This window comes from Niallia circulans (genome assembly GCF_003726095.1).
GTDB classification, from domain to species: domain Bacteria; phylum Bacillota; class Bacilli; order Bacillales; family Cytobacillaceae; genus Niallia; species Niallia circulans_A.
The window spans coordinates 2,932,797-2,955,807 of the sequence record NZ_CP026031.1 but is presented as its reverse complement, the minus strand read 5'-3'; the positions used below and the strand labels follow the sequence as shown (position 1 = coordinate 2,955,807).

Genomic DNA, 23,011 nt, shown 5'->3' with positions numbered 1-23,011 from the left:
AAATAGTCCCTTTTTCATTTATTTATTTTTTTATCTATTTCGGTTGTATCGACCTTATTCCCAAACCATTCAGTAAGTTTTAATCTTGCTTTTGATTTAATATCATCGTCAATGTACATAGCAACTTGGAATAATGCAAGTCCTAGTGCCCCTAAATCATCTGTATAACCTATACCAACTAGAAAGTCAGGGAGTAAATCAAGAGGAAGGATAAAATAACCTAATGCTCCAATAATAGTTGCTTTGACCTTCTTAGGTACATTTGGTTTTTGTAAAGTGTAATACAAGAGAAGCACCGCATAAACAACAGATGAACCGGCCTTTTTTCCAAACTTTGCAATTTTGGACCAGAATTTTTTCTCCGAATAATGCTTTCCTGCTACAGCAAGTTCTTTTTCCAATTTTTCTTTTGATTCTGCCATTATGAAAGCCCCTTTCCTAATGGTTTTCGCGCCTATTCATATAATGATTATATGCTTTTGTGTGGTATAAGTAAAATATTTACTGTTCGCCTTAGTCTATATACCAACTAAAGTAAGGAAGATACGAAGCCATCCAAAAAAGGAAACCCATAAGGGGATACTGATAAGCATACCGAAAAACAACCCCTTCCAAATATTACCTGTTTCTGGTAAAAAATAGTTTTGGTCGCTTACAACGATTGATTGCTTGATTAGTATTTCATCATTATTTTTTTGTTTCATCTTCTTTTTTCCCTTCATTTAAATCGTCGAAGGTGGATTCGGTAACTGGCTGGCAAGCGTAATGAATGTCATAACTTTTGCTATCATGTAGAAAAAATCGATCTTCGTTACCCCTAAGCCCCTATAGCTTTGCGTCATCACTTTTCAATGATTTTGCCCTTTCGTCGATTAGTCAGATTATTATAGTATAAGATTAGTACTTACTAGTTCATAATACCAGTATCAAAAGACCTATAGTTATCTTTATAAAAAAAGAAATGTCAAATGTTTTGTCGTAATTATAGGTTATTTATACTATATTAGGCATTTAAACTCTTTTTCCTCTATATATTATTTCTTTTTTTTATTTTTTTTCACATTTGATAATTGTTTATCCATTCAATGCCCATATAAAAAGAGGAGTTATTCAAAAAATATCCACGAGTGGAAGAAAATGATAAAGGAAGACTGAAACAATATCTTTTCCAATGCAAAGATTAAATTTACCATTCATGTAAGAGTAGAATTGGTATATTATTCTATTCGGGAATATCTAGAGAAGAGGGGAGAGGTGCAAAATCACGGTTTGAGACAGGGGATCATGGTCAAAGAAAGAAAAAGAGACATTTGGATTTCGACGTTCTTCTCCATTATTTAAGGGTTAATGTTACTATTCTAGTTGTAATAGTGATAAGGTGTATGCCTGATTGAGGTTTAATAAGGTAATATCGACGGATATTAGGAAAATTTCCCGGGAAACTTGTCGCTATTTCTGAATTTGTTTTAACTAACTCGTATAATTGTTCCTTATCGCTCTCTCCATTTTATTGAAGGAACATGGGGAAGTTACTGAGAATTGGCAATGTGGGGTTAGTAGGTTTTCTTTTCCATAAAAAATGGAAAGCGAATTTTGATATAAAGCAATAAGGAGATTCCTAATTAAGGGGCTTAGTAATTGCGGACAAGAAAATTATTTACTGCACCTCAAATGGGCTATTTACATAGAGTAATATAAAAGCTCGAAAGGGGAATAGTAATGTATTTTCAGCCGTATTCTGCTCATTATGGACAACAATCTTTTCTACCTCAATATAGGATGGTCAGTTTGCTAAAAGGTGGAGAATCTAGAATGACTCCGCCATCGATTGGAGGAGGGGCCGTTCCTCCTTCACCACCAAGCGGAGGTGGGATTTTGCCGCCGTTTCCAGGTGGAGAACAACCGCCTCCTCCAGTAGGTGGATCTCCAGCATATCCAGATGCACCGCCGATTGGAGGGGGGACAGACCCTGGATCACCACAATTAAACCAGTCACAAGCAAGCACTTCAACTGTTGAATCTATGTCTATCCGCCCCTGTATATTCCGCTTTACTTATATCTGGCTAGAAAATAGTAAAGGATTTTGGTTCTTTCCAACTCTTATTGGACGTCATTCTATTGCAGGATATCGTTGGCAAAAAAAATATTGGATCTATTATCGAACAGATACTAACCGTATTCGATCTTTTCAGTGTATTTAAGCTAGAAAGGGAAGTGTAGATGGGCATCTCCTATGTTGATAATCAAACAGAGTTTTTGTGGAATACAATATGGTGTAGCATGAGTGAAAGTTAGCGTGAATGATGAAAAAGTAGGTTCATAAGAAAGTTGAATGTAGAAACTTTAAAGGATGTAGAGGGAAAGTAACGATTATAAAGAGAAACAAGTGAAACATTTAATAGAGCCATGGTCTCTGTGCCACAAAAAGAAGGGGAACAGAGAAAAAGTCAAAGAGAAGAGCTCTCTTTGAATGAAATCCAAAAGAAAAAGTGCAAAAAGGTAACAGAGCCCCCTTTTCTCGTTGTGCCCAAAATTTAAATAAGGAAACGCCATTCTTTTATATAAAGACATCAAGCGAATACTCGTCTAATACCCTACTGTGCCCCTGCTCGGTTACTGTATAGGAACTAGTATTTCACACAAATGATCTTCAATCATTTGTGAAGTATATCTTTCTATAATTGGTTGTTCTTTTAATGATAGATTATTTCTTTCTATCTCAGAAATAATATTCCCCCAAAATTCACTGACTGCCTCTTTTGTATGGTCGAGCAAGAAAACAGCGTATTTCCCACCGGAAAATTCACCAACTTGAGCTGGTTTTGCTACCTTAAAATCATTTTCTACCACAATACAAACATCATAACGGCATTCCTCCTTAGGTGTGATTTCTGGGTTATCTTGCGGTATGCCGAGAATAATAGAATTATCAAATATGCCATTCAATTTTGCCCACTTTTTAAAGGATTCCATCAATTCTTTGTTTTGTTTTTCCCCATACTCCCCAACATTTCGGAAAAAAGCAATCCTTGATTTAGGTATTTCTTCAATAGTTATATTCATATTATAACCTCCTTCTTAGATAAGGTAATTCGAATTAAAATATTTTTCAAGTGAATTTTTAAAAGATTTTGACTTCAGAATGGTGTTCTTCTCCCAAGAAGTAATTCACTAGGATATTTAAACAGATATCTTTGTAGAGAAGATTATTTCAAAAGAAGCAAAAAGAATGGAAATGAGAGATGATTTTTGAAGCGCCTTTCTATTAATTAGAAAGGAAGGTTGTTCTATAAAAAAGGAAGAAATAATTAATTGGTGGGTGGATAACATTAATCTAGCTAACGATTTTAAAATCATTAATGATAGTTTATCAAATTTGGACATTGCGCGGAAGACATACAGCTTAGTAGAGTAGAAGAAGTTACTTGTGTAAAAGTGTTTCCTGCTTGGAAAAGGAGAAGGAATAGCTGCAATGAATATTTATTTGTTTTTCATTATTATAACGGGGGAAGTTATCCCCCTATTGATTGAAGCTTCCCTTTATTATGAATGAGAATTTGTTTGTTACCGATTAAGGTAAGAATGTCTTTGTCGGCAAGTTTTGCAAGTTTACGGCTGATTGTTTCTCTTGTAAGGCCAACATAGCTGGAGATTTCTTCTCTGGTGATAGGGAGGGTAATAAGAACAGTATTTTGATGTTCTGTCCCGAATTTCTCACAGAATTCAATAAGCATATCGGCAATTCTTACTTCTGGATCTTTCGTTGCTAATGTTCTCGCTAGATCTTCTGTATGAGATAAGCGTTTGGTAATCGTTTTTAGCAGTTTGAAAGAGATGTCAGGATTACTTAACATTATGTGATCAAAATCTTGTTTATTTAATACACATATCTTTGTATCTTCTAAAGCATGGCAGCTTAAGTTCATAACCATGTCATCATGAAAAAGATTGCTTTCTCCAAAGAAATCACCAGTCGTTAATAAATGAACGATTTGTTCTTTCCCCTGAATAGTTAACTTAGATAGCTTGACTTTTCCACTATGAATAATATAAAGAGAGGTGGAAATATCTCCTTCCTCTATAATCATCTCGCCTTTTTTAAATAGTCTATGATGAACAATATCTGTTATTTTTTTTATTTCTGAATCTGATAAGGAGTAAAATATAGGAACTCGTTTAGGACATGGGCTAACCATTTTTTGTTTCATTATTAACACCACCAGTCAATTTGTGTATTTTTTCACAATTAAAACGATGATTATCTAATTAAATTATAACAATCTTTAATCTGTGATTTCAATCCTATTTTCCTTTGTCTATATCTTCTATACTTTAGCTATTCTAATAAGGGAGAGTGTTCGTATGAATGCCATTTTTACAGAAGAGACGAAAACAGGTGATATCATTATTAAGTTTCCAGCAGCAAGTAAACTATTTAAAGAATATAAAATTGATTTTTGCTGTGGGGGAAATCGACCAATAGGGGAGGCAATTAAATCTTTACATTTAGAAGATAAGGATTTAGTAAAAGTCCTCAATATTATGTATGAACAGATGCAGACAACCGAAGAGATTGACTGGATGAATATACCATTAACTGACTTAGTGAGATATATTATTGATCATTACCATGCAAATACGAGAGATTTATTAGAAGAATTAGATGGATTTGTTAGTAAAGTCTATCGTGTGCATGGAGAGCGCGATTTACATTTGAAAGATGTGTATACCCAGTTTTATTTATTAAAGGACGAATTAGAACAACATTTACTTGGAGAAGAGCAGCGGATTTTTCCACAAGTAATAGAATATGAGGCGAGTAAGGAAGCAGAAAGTCTTGAAGCAGCTCGTGCGGAAATCTCGATATTGGAAGAGGAACATGAAGGAGCAGGGGGAATATTGAAGAAAATTCGCCAAGCTACGAATGATTATGAACTGCCACTGCATGCATGTAATACGTACCGATTAACCTATTTAAAACTAGAAGAATTAGAGAGCTTAACATTTGATCATATTCATCTAGAGAATAATGTATTGTTTAGAAGATTATAAACGGTAATTCTTCTTCCTATCCTATAACCACATTGACGTATTGTGATAAATAATATGGTAAAATGTGTATGACTATTGGATGGGAAGGATGGGATGATTGTATGAAAATAGGTTGGATAGGATTAGGAAATATGGGGATTCCGATGGCTTTGAATTTAATCAAGGCTGGTTATGAATTAACGTTCTATAATCGTACACCTGATAAAGGAAAAGAATTAATTGCTGTTGGTGCCAAACAGGCTGAATCGTTAACAGAACTAGTTGATAACAGTAACCTCATTTTTACAATGGTTTCAGACGATAATGCTGTGAAAAGCATCTATCTTGAAAATGGAATCTTGTCACATGCAAAAGCAGGAAAAGTATTTATTGATATGAGTACCGTTTCCCCACAAACGTCTCAATTCATTTATAATACTGCTTTAGAAAATGGAGTGAAGTTTCTTGATGCCCCAGTTTCAGGAAGTGTTCAACCGGCTAAGGAAGGAAATTTACTTGTTTTAGTTGGCGGCGAAGAAGAAGTTTACGAACAAGTGAAAGCTGTATTGGAGCCGATGAGCAAGCTTTCTATTTATCTTGGTCCATCTGGAGCCGGCAGTAATGCAAAACTTGCCATTAACTTATTATTGGGAATTACAGTACAAGGAATTGCCGAATCCGTTCTTTTTGCAGAAAACCAAGGAATAAAAAAAGAAGACATGTTAACTATTATTAATGAAAGTGCAGTCGGAACAGCAATTTCAAAAATGAAATCATCGTCTATTTTAAAGGATGAGTTTCCAGCAGCATTTGCCCTTAAGCATATGGCAAAAGATTTACGACTAGCAAGTGAAACGGCTGAATTAAATGCGATTGGAGCATCAGCCCATAAAACATATCAATCCGCTCTTGAAAATGGATTAGGAGAATTCGATGTAATGGCCGTTTTAAAAGAGTTAAAAGGAGATGGATCAACATCGCTATAAGCGATGTTGAATTCTATCTCCTTTTTCATTTTTTATACAGATTTGCTAGTTGTGAGACTTTCCAGGACGTTCATTGCCGCAATTACCTCATCTGCTCGATAGGAACCCATCAGCTGAAGCGACTCTTTTGGATTAACAGCATGTTCTGCAACCTTTTGTAGAGCTATTGCCTGATTATCTACAATATGTAAGTCTGCTAAATTGGTTGGAAAACCGAGCTGCTGATAATATGGCAGCAGTGCATCAATTTCATCGATGCGGTTTTCTAAAGCGAGCTGGACTAAAATACCATAGGCCACTTTTTGCCCATGAAGGATGGTGTGTGTTTCTTCGATAAAGCTTAATCCGTTATGAATAGCATGAGATCCAGACATTCTTCCATATCTCCCGCCGAATCCCCCTACTGTTCCTGCCAAAGTAATAACTGCTTCTACCGTCTTAGTAAAGCTCGCTGTAACCTTTCCAGCTTCACTGCTTTGAACAGCTTTTATACTATCCTTTAATAAAATATCACGGATGAAAACAGATTGGCTTAATGCAGCTTGGACAAATAAAGAGTGAGCTCTTTCATCGTTCGCATTTCGGATAATCGCTTCTGCTTCATACCACTTTGTTAAGGTATCACCAATTCCACTTTTTAAATAATCAATCGGCGCGTGAATTAAAAATGCAGGATCAACCACCGTTAAATAACTAGAGCGTCTATGATATGCTACTCTTTCAAACTCTCCATCTGGTGAATAAATGACACTTAATGGTGTGCTTGCTGCACATGTTCCAGCAACGGTTGGAATTAAAACAACTTCGATATTTAATTTATCTGCAACTGCCTTGGCAGTATCTAATATAATGCCGCCTCCTATGCCAATAATGACATCAGCTGCTCCACATAATGGGGCGATCTCCTCTATTGCCTGTTGCGAACTATAGCCTGCGTGCTGAATAATTTGCCAGTGTTCAGGAATGGAAGAGACATACTGACTATAGGCTTCAAATGATTTATAGCCCGTTATGATGGCAGGAGCTTGAAAAGGAGACAATAAATTATCTAACACCTTTAGGATTCCTTCTTTACAAATATATTGGTTCGGACCACTTCTAACGATGTCCTCTGGTTGAATTTGCATTTTTTTTCCTCCTTAGAGATAGTCTCTGTGAATAAATTATATTATTCTAAAAATTATACAACTTTCGGAAACCGAAAAGTAGGTATTTTTCAAAAAATTTTGTGCGAGAAGAAAAGAAGATTGATAAATTTGCTATAGTAAAAGAAGAATACACTATGGGGGAAGTTTATGATTATATGGATTAACGGAACATTTGGTTCAGGGAAGACGACAACTGCCTATGAGCTTGAGAAAAGATTAGAAAATGCATTTGTATTTGATCCAGAAAGATTCGGATATGTGTTAATGAAAAATATTCCACCTGCCTTACAAAAGGATGATTTTCAAGATTTTCCTCTTTGGAGAGAGACAAACTATTCATTATTAAAACAAATCACCAGCGATTACGATGGAATCATTATAGTACCGATGACCATTACGAATGAAGCATATTTTCATGAAATTATCTCGCGATTACAGAATGATCAAATTATAGTTAAACATGTTACACTGATGGCGTCAAAAGCTACGATCAAAAAACGATTACGCAGCAGATTAGAAGGAGAAGATTCTTGGGCATATAACCAAGCTGAATCACGACTAAAACAGCTAGAACTTCCTATTTTTAAGGAGCAAGTGGACACAAATGGTTTAAATATCGAGGAAGTAATCGAAAAAGTTGCGCAGGTTATAGGCTTAAAATTAAAAGATGATAAAAGAAATCCATTTAGAAAAAGAACGGATAGATTATGGAATAAATTAAAGGAAATTAGCTTATTTAAATAAAGAAATCAATGAATTTTGGTGATGGAATTGTTAGATATTACTCATAATGAAAGTTTTTCCGACTAGCGGGAAAATAGTTCTAATCTCTAGGATCCATGTAATAATATATGATCGAATAGGTCTCTTCTTAACCATTTTGGACTATGTACTTTTTGATTTTGCGATAGCATTTTATCAAAAAATATAGTCAGCCGAAAAAAATCACTCACATCTATAAGATAGAATTCACATTTTTACTATATTAATAGGGTAATTTCTTTGCTTTGACCTGCTATTTTTAAATTGATACTATGAGTACGAGGTGACTTAATAATGGAAAATAATTTTCAAGCAGTTGTAGTTGATAATAAAGATAGTAATTTTTCAGTAGAAACAAAGCGTGTTAGCGTAGAGGATTTATCTGCTGGTGAAGTAGTCATAAAAGTTCATTATTCTGGCGTAAACTATAAAGATGGACTTGCAAGCACTCCAGATGGAAAAATTGTTCGCACGTATCCCCATATTCCAGGAATTGATATGGCAGGGATAGTTGTGTCTTCAGAAGACAGTCGCTTTAAAGAAGGAGACCCTGTTATTGCTACTAGCTATGAAATAGGTGTATCTCATTCTGGAGGTTATAGTGAATATGCTCGTATTCCTGCAGATTGGATTGTCCCGCTTCCAGAAGGATTAAGCTTAAAAGAAGCAATGATTATTGGAACAGCAGGCTTTACCGCAGCTCTTTCTGTACAAAGATTGCAGGATAATGGTCTGAAGCCAGAGAATGGATCTGTATTGGTGACAGGTGCTACTGGTGGAGTTGGCAGCTTCGGTGTAGCGATGCTTTCCCAATTAGGCTTTAACGTTATCGCAAGCTCTGGAAAGAAAGAAGCAGAGGGCTATTTGAAAAGCATCGGAGCATCTCATATTATAGGCAGAGAAGATGTCTATAATGGTAAGATAAAAGCGTTGGACAAGCAAGAATGGGCAGGAGCAATTGATCCTGTCGGCGGTGAATCATTGGCAGCAATTATTAGTAAAATAATCTATGGCGGTTCGGTCGCAGTAAGTGGCTTAACAGGTGGTGGAGCTGTGCCGACAAGTGTATTTCCATTCATACTTAGAGGCGTGAATCTTCTTGGAATCGACTCGGTCTATTGCCCGATGGTAAGTAGACAAAAAATATGGGGAAGAATTGCAACCGATTTAAAACCAAAAAACCTTTCTTCCTTTGTGTATAAAGAAGTATCTTTACAGCAATTACCTGAAGAATTACCCAAAATATTAGAAGGCGGAATAACAGGCAGAATAATTGTTGCAGTTGAATAGAAAAAGAGGCTGTTCTTATAGAATGGCCTTTTTTAATAAAAAAGAAGGGATGAAACAAATTAGTATGCTCTATAAACCTCGGACATTTTCTCCAGAAATCCTCGTTTTACAATCCTTGGATCAACGTATGGAACTAGATTTAAATAAAAAACAGTACTTAGCTCATCTGAAAAAAGGCTTGGCAGGAGAAAAATTATTTGATTCCTTCACAGAAACTTTTTTGAGCGACTGTTATATAATCAATGATCTACTACTGCAAATAAATAACACTACTTTTCAAATCGATTCCACTATTATTAACTCTGATGAAATTCATCTTTTCGAAATAAAGAATTATGAAGGAGATTATTACTATCAAAATGATCGTATCTATACAATGAAGCATAAAGAAATTAGTAATCCGCTAAATCAAATAAGGAGGAATGAATCATTATTTCAACAGTTACTTCAAAAGCATGGTTGGGAAAATAAATCAATTACTTCTTCTGTTGTTTTTGTTAATCCCGAGTTTACCTTATACCAAGCTCCACTATCTTTACCATTTATTTTTCCAACGCAAGTCCAGCGATATTTAAAAAGGATGGGTCATCCTTCTAAAAAGCTGAACAAGTTTCAGAAGCAATTGGCTGAAAAACTAACAGCATTGCACATCGACAAATCTCCTTTTTCAAAAATTCCAATCTATGAATATAAAGAATTACAGAAAGGCATCTTTTGCAAAACATGTCATTCATTTAAAGTGGTAGAAATAGGAATGAAGGTAGTTTGTGAAGAATGCAGACAGGCAGAAACAGTCGAAGCAGCGGTATTACGCAATGTAGAAGAACTGAAATTACTTTTTCCTAATGAAAAAATAACAACCCCCTTATTATATGATTGGTGTAGAATCATTCATTCCAAAAAAAGAATAAGAAGAATATTAGTAAAACATTTTAAGCTAGCTGGAGTCAACCGTTGGAGCTATTTTGAGTAGTTTATAATCGAGTTAATAACATGTAAGCTGAAATAAAAGAAAAGAGCGTGCGTGAACACCTTCTTTTAGAAAAATTGCGATAAGAGAGGAGCGCTCTGTGCCCAAAAGCAGGAGACAGAAGGGAAAAGGGGAACAGAGAGGAGCGCTCTGTGCCCAAAAGCAAGAGACAGAAAGGAAAAGGGGAACAGAAAGGAGCGCTCTGTGCCCAAAAGCAAGAGACAGAAAGAAAAAAGGAAACAGAGAGGAGCGCTCTGTGCCCAAAAGCAAGAGACAGAAAGAAAAAGGGGAACAGAGAGGAGCGCTCTGTGCCCAAAAGCAAGAGACAGAAAGAAAAAAGGAAACAGAGAGGAGCGCTCTGTGCCCAAAAGCAAGAGACAGAAAGAAAAAGGGGAACAGAGAGGAGCGCTCAATTACCAAAAGCAAGAAACAAAAAAGAAAAAGGATACAGACTCCAGAACTTTTCTAGAATAGGCAATCACATATAGAATTTTCGTAAAAAAGCAGGAAGAATTTCTATATTTATTAGAAAAGTGGAGCGAAGTTGGTTTTTAAAAAAACAGCATGCCTGTATAATACAGATATTAGCTGTTTTTTATTTTTCGAAAATGAAATGAAAGTTGTTTTTTATATTGTAAATATAGTGATGAATATAGAAGCATTAATATAAACCTAACTTATACAATCAAGGAAAGAAGGAGGAGAGGATAATGGGAAAAAGCCTGATACAGCAGCAAATAGTAACTAGAGATAGTAAAGGTCTTTTTCTTACAGGTGATGAGTCTGATACTATAGTTTTCTCACCTAACGTGGAGGAAAGCTTCATCAAGAAATACCTAATTCCAATTAGTACGTATCATATGCCGAGTGAATTAAAGAAAAGCAGTGACAAAGAAATAGAGAATTATCCACCGCAATTTACTTTAATGCAGCCTGATACGGGAGAATTAGTGATAGGGAAATCTAGTTTTGCGCCTGCTGAAAGCCCAAAGCGAAAGAATCGCCTGTTTGTACATAATTATATTATTCCTGTAAGTAGAAAAGAGGAATGGATTCATAAACCCTCTCAAATTTTTCATATTGAACATTTTTATAGCTTGGAAGATATCGACAATCTAGGAGAAAAATTAGAAGAAATAGAATATGTCTCTTATACGAAAGAGAATATCTTTACTAAAAAGCAAGAACTGTTTCATGTTTTACAACTGGATGAAAAGAAATTCAAAGAATTATTATTTGCTTGTATTACGGCAGTTGCGGAAAAGAAAAGAGTGTATATATCGTTTCAGGCCTCACCTCATCTGCAGCATAAATATGCAATGTGGCTATTGGAACTATTATTTATATATATGCCGTATGAAACAAGAAGATTATTTGGTGCAACTACTTTTCATAATGAACCAGAAATATTAGAAAATATCCATGTAATGTTTGTAGAACAGGGATCCATTCGTCTCCGAAAAAGAGCCGTGGAAAACCAATTTACTTTTGATTTAAGTCAGGACAAAAGAAACGGCTTAAACTTTAAGGAAGAAGATCATGATTATCTTCATTTTGCTTTTGAAGCACTCGAAACTGCCACAGAGCTAGATGAATTTTTTGTTTACTGTGAACGGGCTTTAAAAGGATTGGATAAACAGAAGAAACTTGTTCTTCAATCATACAATGACTTATTTCTTCTATTTTATATGGAAAAACTAGATTATTATTTTTATGATAACGATAAAGTGGCGACATTGAAAATGCTGTATACTTTTCTGCAAAAAAATCATCGGGAAAAGCTCGAGCTTGTACATATTTTCAAACAAGTGCTCCATCGAGAAGAGCGGATGAAGGATGCTTCCATTGTTCGAGATTATCTGCGATTTGTTTTGGAAATCCAAAAGGTTGTTGAACATGTAGATGTTGTAGAATTTATTGTTAAAACGATTGCTTATTATGAAGGCGAAGATATTTGCCAATCACTATGGGAAATTCTTGGAAAATATCCAGAAACGTATCAGCAAGTTCTATCTTATATGAGTGATATTTTTTCTTACTCAGAGATTATTGAAGATTATTTAAAGCATGAATTCAGCTTTCAACATTCCTTATCCCAAATTTTAATTAATATCAAAAATCTATTGCATGTAAATTCTTCCTTTGAGCATAATGCAACGTTCTTAAAATCAACAAAAAATAGACTAGTGTATGAAGTGAAAAAAAGCAGCCATCCTATGGCCATTGTCTTTGAAATAATCGTTTATTTTCAAAGGTCTATTCCATTTGAATCATATAAGCGGATGGTACTGCCGGATGTAAAAGCACAGCTATTGGTACAATTACAGTTGGAAAAAGTAGATCTTGCCGATGTTAAGCAGTTTGGAGAGATATTTTTACAAGGCAAAGAGGAACGTAGTTTTGAGATAAAGGGCTGGGAAAAGGAGAAGTTTGAAGTATTAGAATTACTGTATACCTATTTCTATCTATCTCAGGAACAAACACAACATGTTTTTCGGATGGCAAGTGAACCAATTAAAGCAAAAGCAAGTGATTTAGCCCAAGAGATTACGAAAGACAATGGTCTTTTTAAGCCATATGAACGATTTCTCCTTCTGTTTCCAGGAGGAATGGAGGGCGTGGAGCATCGCCAAGTCTTTTCGTATATAGCGATATATGGTTCTGAAGATGAAATGCTTGATTATATTGAATGGTCCTTGAAAAAATTCGGGACAAGCCCAAGGTTCAATTATGCCTTAAAAGATTACTTAATTACCGATCGAAATTCTATTTGGAAGAAGAAAGAACGGAAAAGAGAATTAGCAAGTATACGATCTCAATCTTTGAAAAAACTTTTAAAGGAAGTTCGTGAACAAACGGCGAATCCAGGTGTAAAGTTTTTTCGCAAATATGGAATTCTTTTAATCGTTTTAATCATTCTTGGAGTTATAGGATATTTTTATGTGAATTAAGAGAAACGGAGCGTCTTTTTTTAATAAGATGCTCCGTTTTTTATAGGAGTAAGCAAGTCGGATTAAGTGGAATTATTGAAAATGTTTGTTATGATAGGGGAAAAACAGTTGAGAAAGGAGTATGAAAATGCAATATATTAATGGGGAATGGCGTCATTCTGCTTCAGGAAAAACTTATTCTGTCTATAATCCGGCAACTGCAAAGGTTATTGAAGAAGTGGCAAGAGGAGGAAAGGAAGACGGGCATCTAGCAATTGATGCAGCCCAAAATGCACTGCCTTTATGGGCGAAAAAAACTGCAAAGGAACGATCTATTTATTTAAAAACAGTAGCTGATAAACTGCGCGAACAAATCGAAGATCTCGCAGCAATTATTACAACTGAAATGGGAAAGCCAGTTGCAGAGGCTAAGGGGGAAGTAAATTTAGCAGCAGATTATTTGGAATGGTATGCGGAAGAAGGAAAACGTATCTATGGCGATACCATTCCTGCTAGTTCAGAAACAAAGCGAATTATTGTGCTAAGACAGCCAGTAGGAGTAGTCGGAGCAATTACTCCATGGAATTTTCCAATCGCCATGCTTGCTAGAAAAATTGCTCCAGCGCTTGCAGCAGGATGTACAGTTGTCCTAAAGCCAGCGGAAGCCACTCCTTTAACAGCAATAGAAGTAATGAAGATATTTCATGAAGTAGGACTACCAAAAGGTGTGTTAAATTTAGTTCATGGCGATGCGGCTCCAATCGGAGATGCGATGATGGAAAGACAAGAAGTTAGAAAAATCACTTTTACAGGTTCAACAAAAGTAGGGAAAGAGCTTGCAGCAAAAGCATCTGCTACAATGAAGAAGATCTCGATGGAACTTGGGGGCCATGCTCCTTTTATCATCTTTGCGGATGCAGATTTAGAAAAAGCAGCTGAAGGCGTAATTGCAAGTAAGTTTCGCAATGCAGGACAAACCTGTATATGCACGAATAGGATTTATGTTCAGAAAACAATTGCAGAACGCTTTTCTGATATTCTAGTAACAAAAATGAAAAATTTGGTTGTTGGAAACGGCCTACATCCTGAAGTAACCATTGGGCCACTTATAAACGAAGCAGCTGTTGCCAAAACGGAAGAGCATATTCAAGATGCTATCCAAAAAGGCGCTAAAGTCATCTATGGAGGAAAAAAACCAGCTGGCGAAGAATATGACAATGGCCATTTCTATGAACCAACAGTTTTATTACATGCTACTCATGAGATGAAAATTGCGACGGAAGAAACATTTGGACCAGTGGCGCCAATTTTTGAATTTGAAACAGAGGAAGAAGCCTTATATTTGGCTAATGATACTTCCTATGGATTAGCAGCATATTTTTATACAAAAGACATCTCTCGTGTATTTAGAATGTCAGAAGGCCTTGAATATGGCATAATTGGGATTAATGATCCGGTACCAACCACTGAACAAGCACCATTTGGCGGAGTAAAAGAATCAGGAGTCGGCCGCGAAGGTGGAAAGTATGGATTAGAAGATTATTTAGAGTATAAATTTCTTTCATTGGAATTAGATATCTAAACTTTTCTAAAAAATAGAGTTAGAATTTCTGACAAAATAGAAGAATGTTGTACAAAGATATGATATGATCCAATAAACAGAATATTCTATATTCTATATTTTATATAGATAGATTTGTTTTGCTTGTGTGCTGCGAGCTTTTGATAGGTTATAGAATGGCTTATTCGTTCTGCTATCTTTAGTGGGGGTGATAATTATATTAGTCGATCAGCTACCAAGAACTCTCGGAGAATTGAAGCAAAGCATCATGAAGGAAAACAATCTTGTCAATCAATTGATTTTTAAGGTTGGGCTAACTGAACAGCAGATTAGTTTAATCGATAATAAAATTATCATTATTGCTAAGCATAAGCGTATTCCTGTACTGGAAATTATAGAAAGTTCAAGTGATAACCTTGCGGAGATCATTGATCGTCTATTAATTGATAAATACAAGGAAATGCTTTTACGCAATTTAGAAGAAAAACTGCATTTCAAGGTGCAGCTAATATTAAAGGATTATGATTCCATGAGAGAGATTAGTGGAACAATTATTATGTTAGACAAGAAAATTGAATCCTATTTGGCTGGTTAAATGAACTCTTTGGAAGAGAGCAGGAAAACCGTCAGAATTAGACTGAGATACAACACTCAGGAAATTCTGGCGGTTTTTTTTATTAATAGAAATATTTTATGAAATGAGGGAGTTTTAGGGTGTATAAACTAGAAGTTCGCCATACGAATAAGATCTTTAAAAAAGAAGGAAAAGAAGTAGTAGCGTTGAGGGATGCCAATTTGAAAATCCAAGAAGGCAAGTTTATCAGCTTAATTGGACCGAGTGGTTGTGGAAAATCGACGTTATTTAATATCATCGCAGGCCTAATGAAGCCTACTACTGGGGAGGTAATCCTCGATGGCAAGAACATTGTTGGCAAGAATGGATATGTGGGCTATATGCTTCAAAAAGATTTGCTTCTACCTTGGAGAAGTATTTTGCAAAATGTCATATTAGGACTAGAAATAAAGGGTGTGAGTAAGAAAGAAGCTGTGGCAAGAGCTAAACCACTTCTTCAAAAATACGGATTAGGGGGATTTGAACATCATTATCCAGATGAATTATCTGGTGGGATGAGACAAAGAGCAGCATTATTACGCACCTTGTTATATGACCAAGATATTATTTTACTCGATGAGCCATTTGGTGCTTTAGATGCCCAGACACGATTATTGATGCAAACTTGGCTGTTAGATATTTGGTCTGATTTTAAGAAAACCATTTTGTTTGTAACCCATGATATTGATGAAGCTATTTATTTATCAGATGAAATTTATGTCCTATCCCCAAGACCAGGACGATTAAAGGAAAAGGTAGACGTATCATTAGCAAGGCCACGCAATCAAGATACATTATTGCATCCGGATTTCATTGCTTTGAAAAAATATTTATTTGCACTATTAAAGGAAGAAGTAGTATTAGCTAAATAAGATTCTTGAAAAGAGGAGGAACATAGATGAGAGATAATTCAGAGCAAATTATTTTGCCGCACAAAGTAAAAATGCAAGAGGTAGATACATTGCCGATTATAGAGGATGAGGAATTAAAGGAAAGAAGAAAGAAGCGAATAACGCTAATTGGGCAAGTTTTAATTGGTATTCTTTTCTTTATTTTATGGGAACTATTCACAAAGTGGAAAATAATCGATTCTTATTATTGGAGCAGTCCGACGATTATTTGGGAAACAGGCGTTATTGCTTTTACGGAAGGAACTTTATGGAGTGATCTTCTATACACTTCAGGTGCGACTATAATCGGCTTTCTTTTTGGCACATTTTTTGGTGCATTGCTTGGATTGTCCTTTTGGTGGTCCTATTTTTATTCCAGAATCGCAGAGCCATATTTAATTGCTTTTAACGCTATCCCTAAACTTGCATTAGCTCCGGTTTTAGTTATTCTTTTTGGGATTGGCTTCAGCTCAAAAGTTGTTCTGGCATTTATGATGACTGTGATTGTAACTGCTATTGCTGCACATAGTGGCGTGAAAAGTGTAGATGCTGATTTAGAAAGAATGCTTTTTTCCCTTGGCGCAAAAAAACATCATATTTTTACAAAAGTCGTTATTCCCTCTGCTATGCCGTGGATTGTCAGCAGTTTGAAAATTAATATTGCCTTAGCCTTAGCGGGAACAATCGTAGGAGAATTTATTAGTTCGCGACAAGGGATTGGCAGAATGATTTTGTACGCAGGACAAATTATGAATATAAATTTAGTATGGGTAGGAGTTGTTGTTTTATCCATATTATCAGTGTTGATGTATATAGGGACTGTTTGGCTGGAAAAGCGCTTATTAAGAGGAAAAGGATTGAGAGAGTAGTTCTATCCAGTTTAGATAAAGCATCAAATAGGGGGAAAGTTTACATGAAAAAAAATCGCTACTTTCATTTTGGAATTTATTTAATACTACTTTTAATTATTTTTAGCGGATGTTCCTCAACAAAAGGCACAAGTAGTAAAAAAGAGTCTGAGAATGGAACAAAGAAGCTTGTTATTGCTGAACCAGTTCATTTAATTGGCTATCTACCTTTATATGCAGCGATTCGGGAAGGCTTTTTTGAAGAAGAGGGACTAGAGGTTGAAATAATTACAGCAACAGGCGGTGCTCATGTTACTTCTGTAGTTAGTGGGGATGCATGGGGAAATATTGGTGGCCCAGAATCGAATCAAATGGCTAACACAGGAAATGCTGATCCTATTGTTTCTGTAGTAAATGTTGTAAATCGAGCCAATGTATACTTAATGGCGGATACAGAGCAAACAATAGCCAATACTAGTAAGGAGAAACTTGCTGATTATTTAAAAGGAAAAACCATTGCAGCAGGTCGCTTTGGCGGAAGTCCCAATTTATTAACGCGGTGGTTATTAATGGATGTCGGTTTAGATCCTGAAAAAGATGTCAAACTAGAAGAACCTGCAGATGCAAGTGCTGTCGTTTCATTAGTTGAATCGGGTCAAGCTGATATAGCGAATGGTGCAGAACCACAGATTACCGAAGGAATAAATAAAGGAGTTTGGGCAGAACCCTTTTATAGCTTTGCCAGTCTTGGTGACTACCCATATTCGGTATTAAGCGTGAAAAAATCAACAATAGAAGAAGAGCCAGAGACAGTAAAAAGCTTTGTCAGTGCAGTTATGAAAGGACTTAAGACGATTGATGAGGATCATGAATTGGCGATGGAAATTTTAAAACAAGAATTCCCTTCGACTGCGGAGGAAAGCTTGCAGGCTTCGCTTGATCGGGCTTATGCAGACAGTCTTTGGAGTAAGGATGGCTTTATTTCCGAAGAGGCACTTGCAAAACCAATGGAAGTTGTCGAAAAAACTGGAGTTTATACAAATGGCTATCAATACGATAAGCTAATTGACATGCAATTTGTGGATGAGCTTTCTAAATAACATGGATCATTTTGATGGGAATGCAAAAGAATACAGGAAGGTATAAATTTAACACGAAAGGATGAGGCTGATGAATCAACTAGAATGGAATCCCAAACATACTGCATTACTAATTGTTGATGTTCAAAATGATTATTGTCATAAAGAAGGAAGCTTAGCTCAGCAGGATTTAGATGTATCTATGGTAGATGAAATGATGCCAAATCTAAAAGACATGATCGCTTCGATGAAAGATATAAATGTGCCGATTATTTATATACAAACAATTCATGAGGACAGCACAGATTCAGAAACGTGGATTAAGCGACTAAAGGGAAAAAATCAGAAGGGGCTTTGCCGAAAGGATACATGGGGAGCAGAATTTTATCAATTGGAACCAGAGAAGAATGATGTTATCGTAATAAAACATAGATATAGTGCATTTATTAATACAAGATTGGATTCTGTTCTGAGAGCATTAAAAATTGAGACGCTGTTAATGGCAGGTGTTAGCACAAATATATGTGTGGAATCAACAGCAAGAGATGGTTTTATGCTGGATTATGATGTTATTTTCTTATCAGATTGTACGGCAGCCTTCTCAAAAGAGGCACATGAGATGACCTTGCAAACCATTAACCAGTTTTTTGGTACAGTTGCCACCAGTAAAGAAGTGGTTAAATCTATTCATGCTCTTCAGTAGAAAGAGAATAGCTTGATTGGAGGAAACGGGGGAGAAGTTTATAATACTCTCATTCCTCCTCTTTCGATTTGAATGCATAGCATAAAGGATGATTTAAATGACAAAAAATAAGCTGAGTTTTTTAGAAGTAAGAAAAGAACCATCAGCCTCGAGCCAAAAATTCCAATCCATACTTTTACTGCTATCTGTTTGTACGGGTGCTTTTTTGTCCCACTTTTCTGCTGGATTTGTCAATATTGCCTTAACCGATATATCCATTGATTTTTCGGCAAAGCTTTCTGTTACCCAATGGATTGTCAATGGCTATCTATTGGCGATTATGTTGTTTTTACCGTTGATGGGGAAACTAGCAGATCAGTTTGGAAAGAAGCGTATACATAATCTTGGCTATTTAGTTTTTGCGGCGGGAGCATGTGGATCCGCCCTGTCTTTCAATATTCCTATGTTGATTATTGCTAGAGTAATCCAAGGTAGTGGGGCAGCAATGCTTCAAGCAGTTAATATGGCAATTGTGACAGATGTTTATCCTGAGAAACATCGAGGAAAAGCCCTTGGGATTATCAGTACATCTGTCGGAATCGGAGCATTATTAGGTCCCTCTGTTGGTGGATTTTTTATCGAATCCTTTTCTTGGCATATCTTATTTTGGACTGTTGTTCCAATAAGTATTGGAGCCTATTTTTTAGCACAGAAATTTGTTCCAATTGACCGCCATTTTGAACATTCTAGCTTTGATTACAAAGGCAGTATCTATTTTGGGATAGGGATTGTTTCCTTTGTTTTTGTTCTCAACTCGATTGGCGAGGGAGCTTATAAGATCTATTTATTAGGGATTGCCTGTGTTAGTGTTGCCTGTTTTCTTTTCTTTTTCTTCCATAGTAAGAAGGAGGAGCACCCGTTTATCCAACCATCGATTTTCTCTTCCCCCATTGTGAAAGCCGGTGGATTAATCTTAATGACAAGCTATTGTGCAGCATTTGCTTCGACTGTTATATTACCTTTTTATTTACGAGGTGTTTTAGGCTTTTCTGCTGAGCAGTCAGGACTTTTATTAATGTGTTATCCATTGCTTCTGGCAGTACTTGGTCCTATTAGTGGATCGTTAGCAGACCGGTTTGGGGGAGAAAAGGTAGTCCTAGTTGGTTTAGGGCTTTTATGTATAACGATGCTTGGGCTGAGCTTCCTATCTCCTGGGACATCCTTACCTACATTAATCATATTGCTTTGTTTATTGGGGTTCTCGATGGGGATCTTAACATCGCCCAATTACAGCATAATGATGCTATATGTTCCCTTACAATTCTTAGGAATGATGAGCAGTACTATTGCCTTGCTAAGAAATATTGGAATGGTAATCGGGACAGCGCTAGCGATTACTTTTATGAATATGTGGTTAGATGGAACGATTACTGATTGGATGAATGATACAAGACGCTCGGAATTTGAGGCAGTCATGTTAGGCTTTCACTATTTATTTCTGCTTTTATTTGTTCTTCTGGTATTAATTGCTATTTATTTTGTTTATTCTGTCTGGAGAAAAAAGAAGGAGGAGTGAGGAGTGGAAGAAGGATGAAAAATTAATATTTATAGGGAATACTCGATGAAATGAATGGTGATTTTGGCTAAAAGTAGCGAGAAATTAGTCAAATACACCGGGGAATCAGGGGAAATAGGAGGGAATCAGCTAACCGGAGCGAGAAATCAGCCAAAGTAAGAAAATATCAGCCAACTGGGGCAGGAAATCAGCCAAAGTAAAAAAATATCAGCCAACCGGGACAGGAAATCAGCCAAAGTAAGAAAATATCAGCCAACCGGAGCGAGAAATCAGCCAAAGTAAGAAAATATCAGCCAACCGGAGCAGGAAATCAGCCAAAGTAAGAAATATCAGCCAACTGGAGCAGGAAATCAGCCAAAGTAAAAAAATATCAGCCAACCGGAGCGAGAAATCAGCCAAAGTAAGAAAATATCAGCCAACCGGGGCAGGAAATCAGCCAAAGTAAAAAAATATCAGCCAACTGGGGCAGGAAATCAGCCAAAGTAAAAAAATATCAGCCAACCGGAGCGAGAAATCAGCCAAAGTAGAAAAATATCAGCCGATCGGGGCAGGAAATCAGCCAAAGTAAAAAAATATCAGCCAACCGGAGCAGGAAATCAGCCAAAGTAAAAAAATATCAGCCAACCGGGGCAGGAAATCAGCCAAAGTAAAAAAATATCAGCCAACCGGAGCGAGAAATCAGCCAAAGTAAGAAAATATCAGCCAACCGAGGCAGGAAATCAGCCAAAGTAAGAAAATATCAGCCAACCGGGGCAGGAAATCAGCCAAAGTAAGAAAATATCAGCCAACTGGGGCAGGAAATCAGCCAAAGTAAAAAAATATCAGCCAACCGGGACAGGAAATCAGCCAAACCACAAATCATTATTCCATTCCCCTCAAAAAAACACCCGAAAAGTAATTTTTACGCTAACTTTTCGGGTCTTCTTGCTTCAAAAAAATTTAGTTTTCACTATTAAACTGAGACACAATTTTCATTAATTCATCTGCCATGCTGGATAAGGATTCAGCAGAAGCTTTAATTTCTTCCATCGATGCTGATTGTTCTTCTGTAGAAGCGGCAACTTCTTCTGTACTATTTCCATTTTCTTTAGCAAGAAGGGTAATTTCATTTGCAACCTCGACCACATCTTTAATCTGTATTGTGATGGTAGCAACTGTTTGGGCAACCTCTTCTATTTCTGGGGCCACCTTTTGAGTGTTGGACACAATGGTCGAGAAGGATTCAACCGTATTTGTTGAAATAGTTACTCCGTTCTTCGCTCGATCCATTGTCTCATTTAACATGGTGACTGCGTCGGATGTATCCTGCTGAATTCCATGTAAAGATTGGGAAATATCTTGTGCGGAAGCTTGAGACTGCTCCGCTAATTTACGAACTTCATCGGCTACAATGGCAAAGCCTTTGCCGTTTTCTCCTGCTCTAGCCGCCTCAATAGCCGCGTTTAATGCTAATAAATTTGTTTGCTCGGCAATATTACTTATTAACTCAATCATTTTTCCTATTTCTTGTGATCGGTCAGCTAAAGAAGCAATAATCGTATTGGAACGTTGTACAGAGTCATAAATGAATTTCATTTGTGTTAAATTATCTTCGATTTGTTTTGTGCCCTTTTCTGCATTTGTAAAGGCAGCTTGTGATAAGGCAGACACATGCAAAGAACGATCCTTAATCGCCTCTACTCCGGTTAAAATTGAATCTAAGGCAAGCGTATTGCCAGATATTTTAACAATTGCATGTTCATTGCTAGCAGCAATTGCCTGAATAGAGGAAGCAATTGCTGCAGACGCATTGCTTGATTGTTCTGCACTTTCATTTAATTGCTCTGCAGATGCTGCTACCAGATTTGAGCTTTCTGTCATGTTAACAATCATTTTTGCTAAATTCTCTTTCATTTGTTCAAAAGCTTCATTTAATTGATAAATTTCATCTCTGGATTTTATTGGGGATTTTGCTGTGTGTAAGTTCCCTTTTGCGACTTTTTGCATATTTGTTTTTAAATACTGAATTGGTTTCATAATAAGAGCTGATTGAAGGAAACCCATTACGATAGATAGCAACGTAACTAATACACTAAAAATAAGTACCAGCATCATTCTTTGTTCAGAATCTGTATGAGCTCTTTCAACCTCTGGATTCAAAATATCATGGGTCAGCCAAATATTAAAAGCTTCCGTTTGATCAGATAAGCTGTCAGATAATGTCGTAATCTCATCTAAAGCAGATGGAGAAGGGTTATTACTATTCATCAATGCATTCGCCTTATGAGTAAGTTCTTTGTTTAAAGTCTGTATATCCTTTAATCGCTTTACTGTTTCTGCCTCAGTAGAGATTTCTATCCCAGTGTTAACAAGCGTATCAATATTTGTGCTTGCGCCATTTACTCTATTTTTATAGGCATCAGTTCTATAAACAAAATAACCCCTTAAGTTTGAAATTTCTCTAGCTGCATTTGTCTGTATTTGTTCAGAAATAGAGCGTAATTCTGTTACGGTTTCAATTACATAATCATAAGTTTCTACTGTTTCTTTTGTACTTTTATAAGAATAATAGGACAGAATCATAAATAAAATAGAAACAATCAGAAAGCTTGCTAATAATTTATACCTGATGGAAATTTTCATACTGTTCGCCTTCCTTTTTTTA

Annotated in this window: 20 protein-coding genes and 1 riboswitch; of the genes, 14 read left to right on the top strand and 6 right to left on the bottom strand. The window is 36.2% G+C overall.

The window, feature by feature from the left end; genetic code table 11:
• Positions 1–14 precede the first annotated feature (14 nt).
• Positions 15–422, bottom strand: a complete 408-nt coding sequence (locus C2I06_RS14295) for a YkvA family protein (protein WP_095329898.1) — start codon at positions 420–422, stop codon at positions 15–17.
• Positions 423–518: 96 nt separating this feature from the next.
• Positions 519–704, bottom strand: coding sequence for a hypothetical protein (locus tag C2I06_RS14290; protein ID WP_095329899.1), 186 nt, complete (start codon positions 702–704; stop codon positions 519–521).
• Positions 705–770: 66 nt separating this feature from the next.
• Positions 771–872: riboswitch (cyclic di-GMP riboswitch) on the bottom strand.
• 847 nt (positions 873–1,719) lie between these two features.
• Between C2I06_RS14290 and C2I06_RS14285 the strand changes: the two genes are divergently transcribed.
• Positions 1,720–2,202 (top strand): transporter, encoded by a 483-nt coding sequence (locus tag C2I06_RS14285; RefSeq protein WP_123258271.1) that lies wholly within the window; start codon positions 1,720–1,722, stop codon positions 2,200–2,202.
• A gap of 412 nt (positions 2,203–2,614) precedes the next feature.
• Here C2I06_RS14285 and C2I06_RS14280 read toward each other — a convergent pair whose 3' ends face one another.
• Positions 2,615–3,064 carry an AraC family transcriptional regulator gene (locus C2I06_RS14280; protein ID WP_123258270.1) on the bottom strand — a complete coding sequence of 150 codons (450 nt, stop codon included), beginning with the start codon at positions 3,062–3,064 and terminating at the stop codon, positions 2,615–2,617.
• Positions 3,065–3,513: 449 nt separating this feature from the next.
• Positions 3,514–4,209 (bottom strand): Crp/Fnr family transcriptional regulator, encoded by a 696-nt coding sequence (locus C2I06_RS14275; protein ID WP_095329918.1) that lies wholly within the window; start codon positions 4,207–4,209, stop codon positions 3,514–3,516.
• Positions 4,210–4,363: 154 nt separating this feature from the next.
• Here C2I06_RS14275 and ric point away from each other — a divergent pair, with 154 nt between their 5' ends.
• Together ric and C2I06_RS14265 are read left to right on the top strand one after the other, a co-directional pair.
• Complete coding sequence (ric, locus tag C2I06_RS14270; RefSeq protein ID WP_123258269.1) at positions 4,364–5,053, top strand: iron-sulfur cluster repair di-iron protein; 690 nt, start codon at positions 4,364–4,366, stop codon at positions 5,051–5,053.
• 101 nt (positions 5,054–5,154) lie between these two features.
• Positions 5,155–6,018 carry an NAD(P)-dependent oxidoreductase gene (locus C2I06_RS14265; protein WP_095329924.1) on the top strand — a complete coding sequence of 288 codons (864 nt, stop codon included), beginning with the start codon at positions 5,155–5,157 and terminating at the stop codon, positions 6,016–6,018.
• A 32-nt stretch (positions 6,019–6,050) separates the two neighbouring features.
• Here the strand turns inward: C2I06_RS14265 and C2I06_RS14260 are convergent, their stop codons facing one another.
• Positions 6,051–7,139: an iron-containing alcohol dehydrogenase family protein gene (locus C2I06_RS14260; RefSeq protein ID WP_123259157.1), complete on the bottom strand. Its 1,089-nt coding sequence runs from the start codon at positions 7,137–7,139 to the stop codon at positions 6,051–6,053.
• A gap of 174 nt (positions 7,140–7,313) precedes the next feature.
• On the opposite strand from C2I06_RS14260, the gene C2I06_RS14255 reads away from it, so the two are divergent.
• The 11 genes from C2I06_RS14255 (at position 7,314) to C2I06_RS14200 (ending at position 20,367) form a co-directional block, all read left to right on the top strand.
• A complete protein-coding gene (locus tag C2I06_RS14255) occupies positions 7,314–7,910 on the top strand; it encodes an AAA family ATPase (protein ID WP_095329920.1) in 597 nt (198 codons plus the stop codon).
• A 312-nt stretch (positions 7,911–8,222) separates the two neighbouring features.
• Positions 8,223–9,218: an acrylyl-CoA reductase family protein gene (locus C2I06_RS14250; protein WP_095329921.1), complete on the top strand. Its 996-nt coding sequence runs from the start codon at positions 8,223–8,225 to the stop codon at positions 9,216–9,218.
• Positions 9,219–9,240: 22 nt separating this feature from the next.
• The gene (locus C2I06_RS14245) at positions 9,241–10,191 is read left to right on the top strand and encodes a nuclease-related domain-containing protein (RefSeq protein ID WP_338134258.1); all 951 of its coding nucleotides are present in this window, start codon (positions 9,241–9,243) and stop codon (positions 10,189–10,191) included.
• Positions 10,192–10,898: 707 nt separating this feature from the next.
• Entirely contained in the window at positions 10,899–13,139 is a 2,241-nt protein-coding gene (locus tag C2I06_RS14235; protein WP_123258267.1) for a GAP1-N2 domain-containing protein, read from the top strand.
• 127 nt (positions 13,140–13,266) lie between these two features.
• Positions 13,267–14,700: an NAD-dependent succinate-semialdehyde dehydrogenase gene (locus C2I06_RS14230; protein WP_123258266.1), complete on the top strand. Its 1,434-nt coding sequence runs from the start codon at positions 13,267–13,269 to the stop codon at positions 14,698–14,700.
• Between the two features lie 247 nt (positions 14,701–14,947).
• The gene (locus C2I06_RS14225; protein WP_047943648.1) at positions 14,948–15,274 is read left to right on the top strand and encodes a Na-translocating system protein MpsC family protein; all 327 of its coding nucleotides are present in this window, start codon (positions 14,948–14,950) and stop codon (positions 15,272–15,274) included.
• Positions 15,275–15,393: 119 nt separating this feature from the next.
• Complete coding sequence (locus tag C2I06_RS14220; protein WP_123258265.1) at positions 15,394–16,164, top strand: ABC transporter ATP-binding protein; 771 nt, start codon at positions 15,394–15,396, stop codon at positions 16,162–16,164.
• Between the two features lie 71 nt (positions 16,165–16,235).
• Positions 16,236–17,051, top strand: coding sequence for an ABC transporter permease (locus C2I06_RS14215; protein WP_095329933.1), 816 nt, complete (start codon positions 16,236–16,238; stop codon positions 17,049–17,051).
• Positions 17,052–17,095: 44 nt separating this feature from the next.
• Complete coding sequence (locus C2I06_RS14210) at positions 17,096–18,130, top strand: ABC transporter substrate-binding protein (RefSeq protein WP_123258264.1); 1,035 nt, start codon at positions 17,096–17,098, stop codon at positions 18,128–18,130.
• Between the two features lie 70 nt (positions 18,131–18,200).
• Entirely contained in the window at positions 18,201–18,812 is a 612-nt protein-coding gene (locus C2I06_RS14205) for a cysteine hydrolase family protein (protein WP_095329931.1), read from the top strand.
• Positions 18,813–18,909: 97 nt separating this feature from the next.
• Positions 18,910–20,367: an MFS transporter gene (locus C2I06_RS14200; protein ID WP_123258263.1), complete on the top strand. Its 1,458-nt coding sequence runs from the start codon at positions 18,910–18,912 to the stop codon at positions 20,365–20,367.
• Positions 20,368–21,306: 939 nt separating this feature from the next.
• On the opposite strand, the gene C2I06_RS14195 is transcribed toward C2I06_RS14200, so the two are convergent.
• Positions 21,307–22,989, bottom strand: a complete 1,683-nt coding sequence (locus tag C2I06_RS14195; RefSeq protein WP_164463706.1) for a methyl-accepting chemotaxis protein — start codon at positions 22,987–22,989, stop codon at positions 21,307–21,309.
• Positions 22,990–23,011 lie beyond the last annotated feature (22 nt).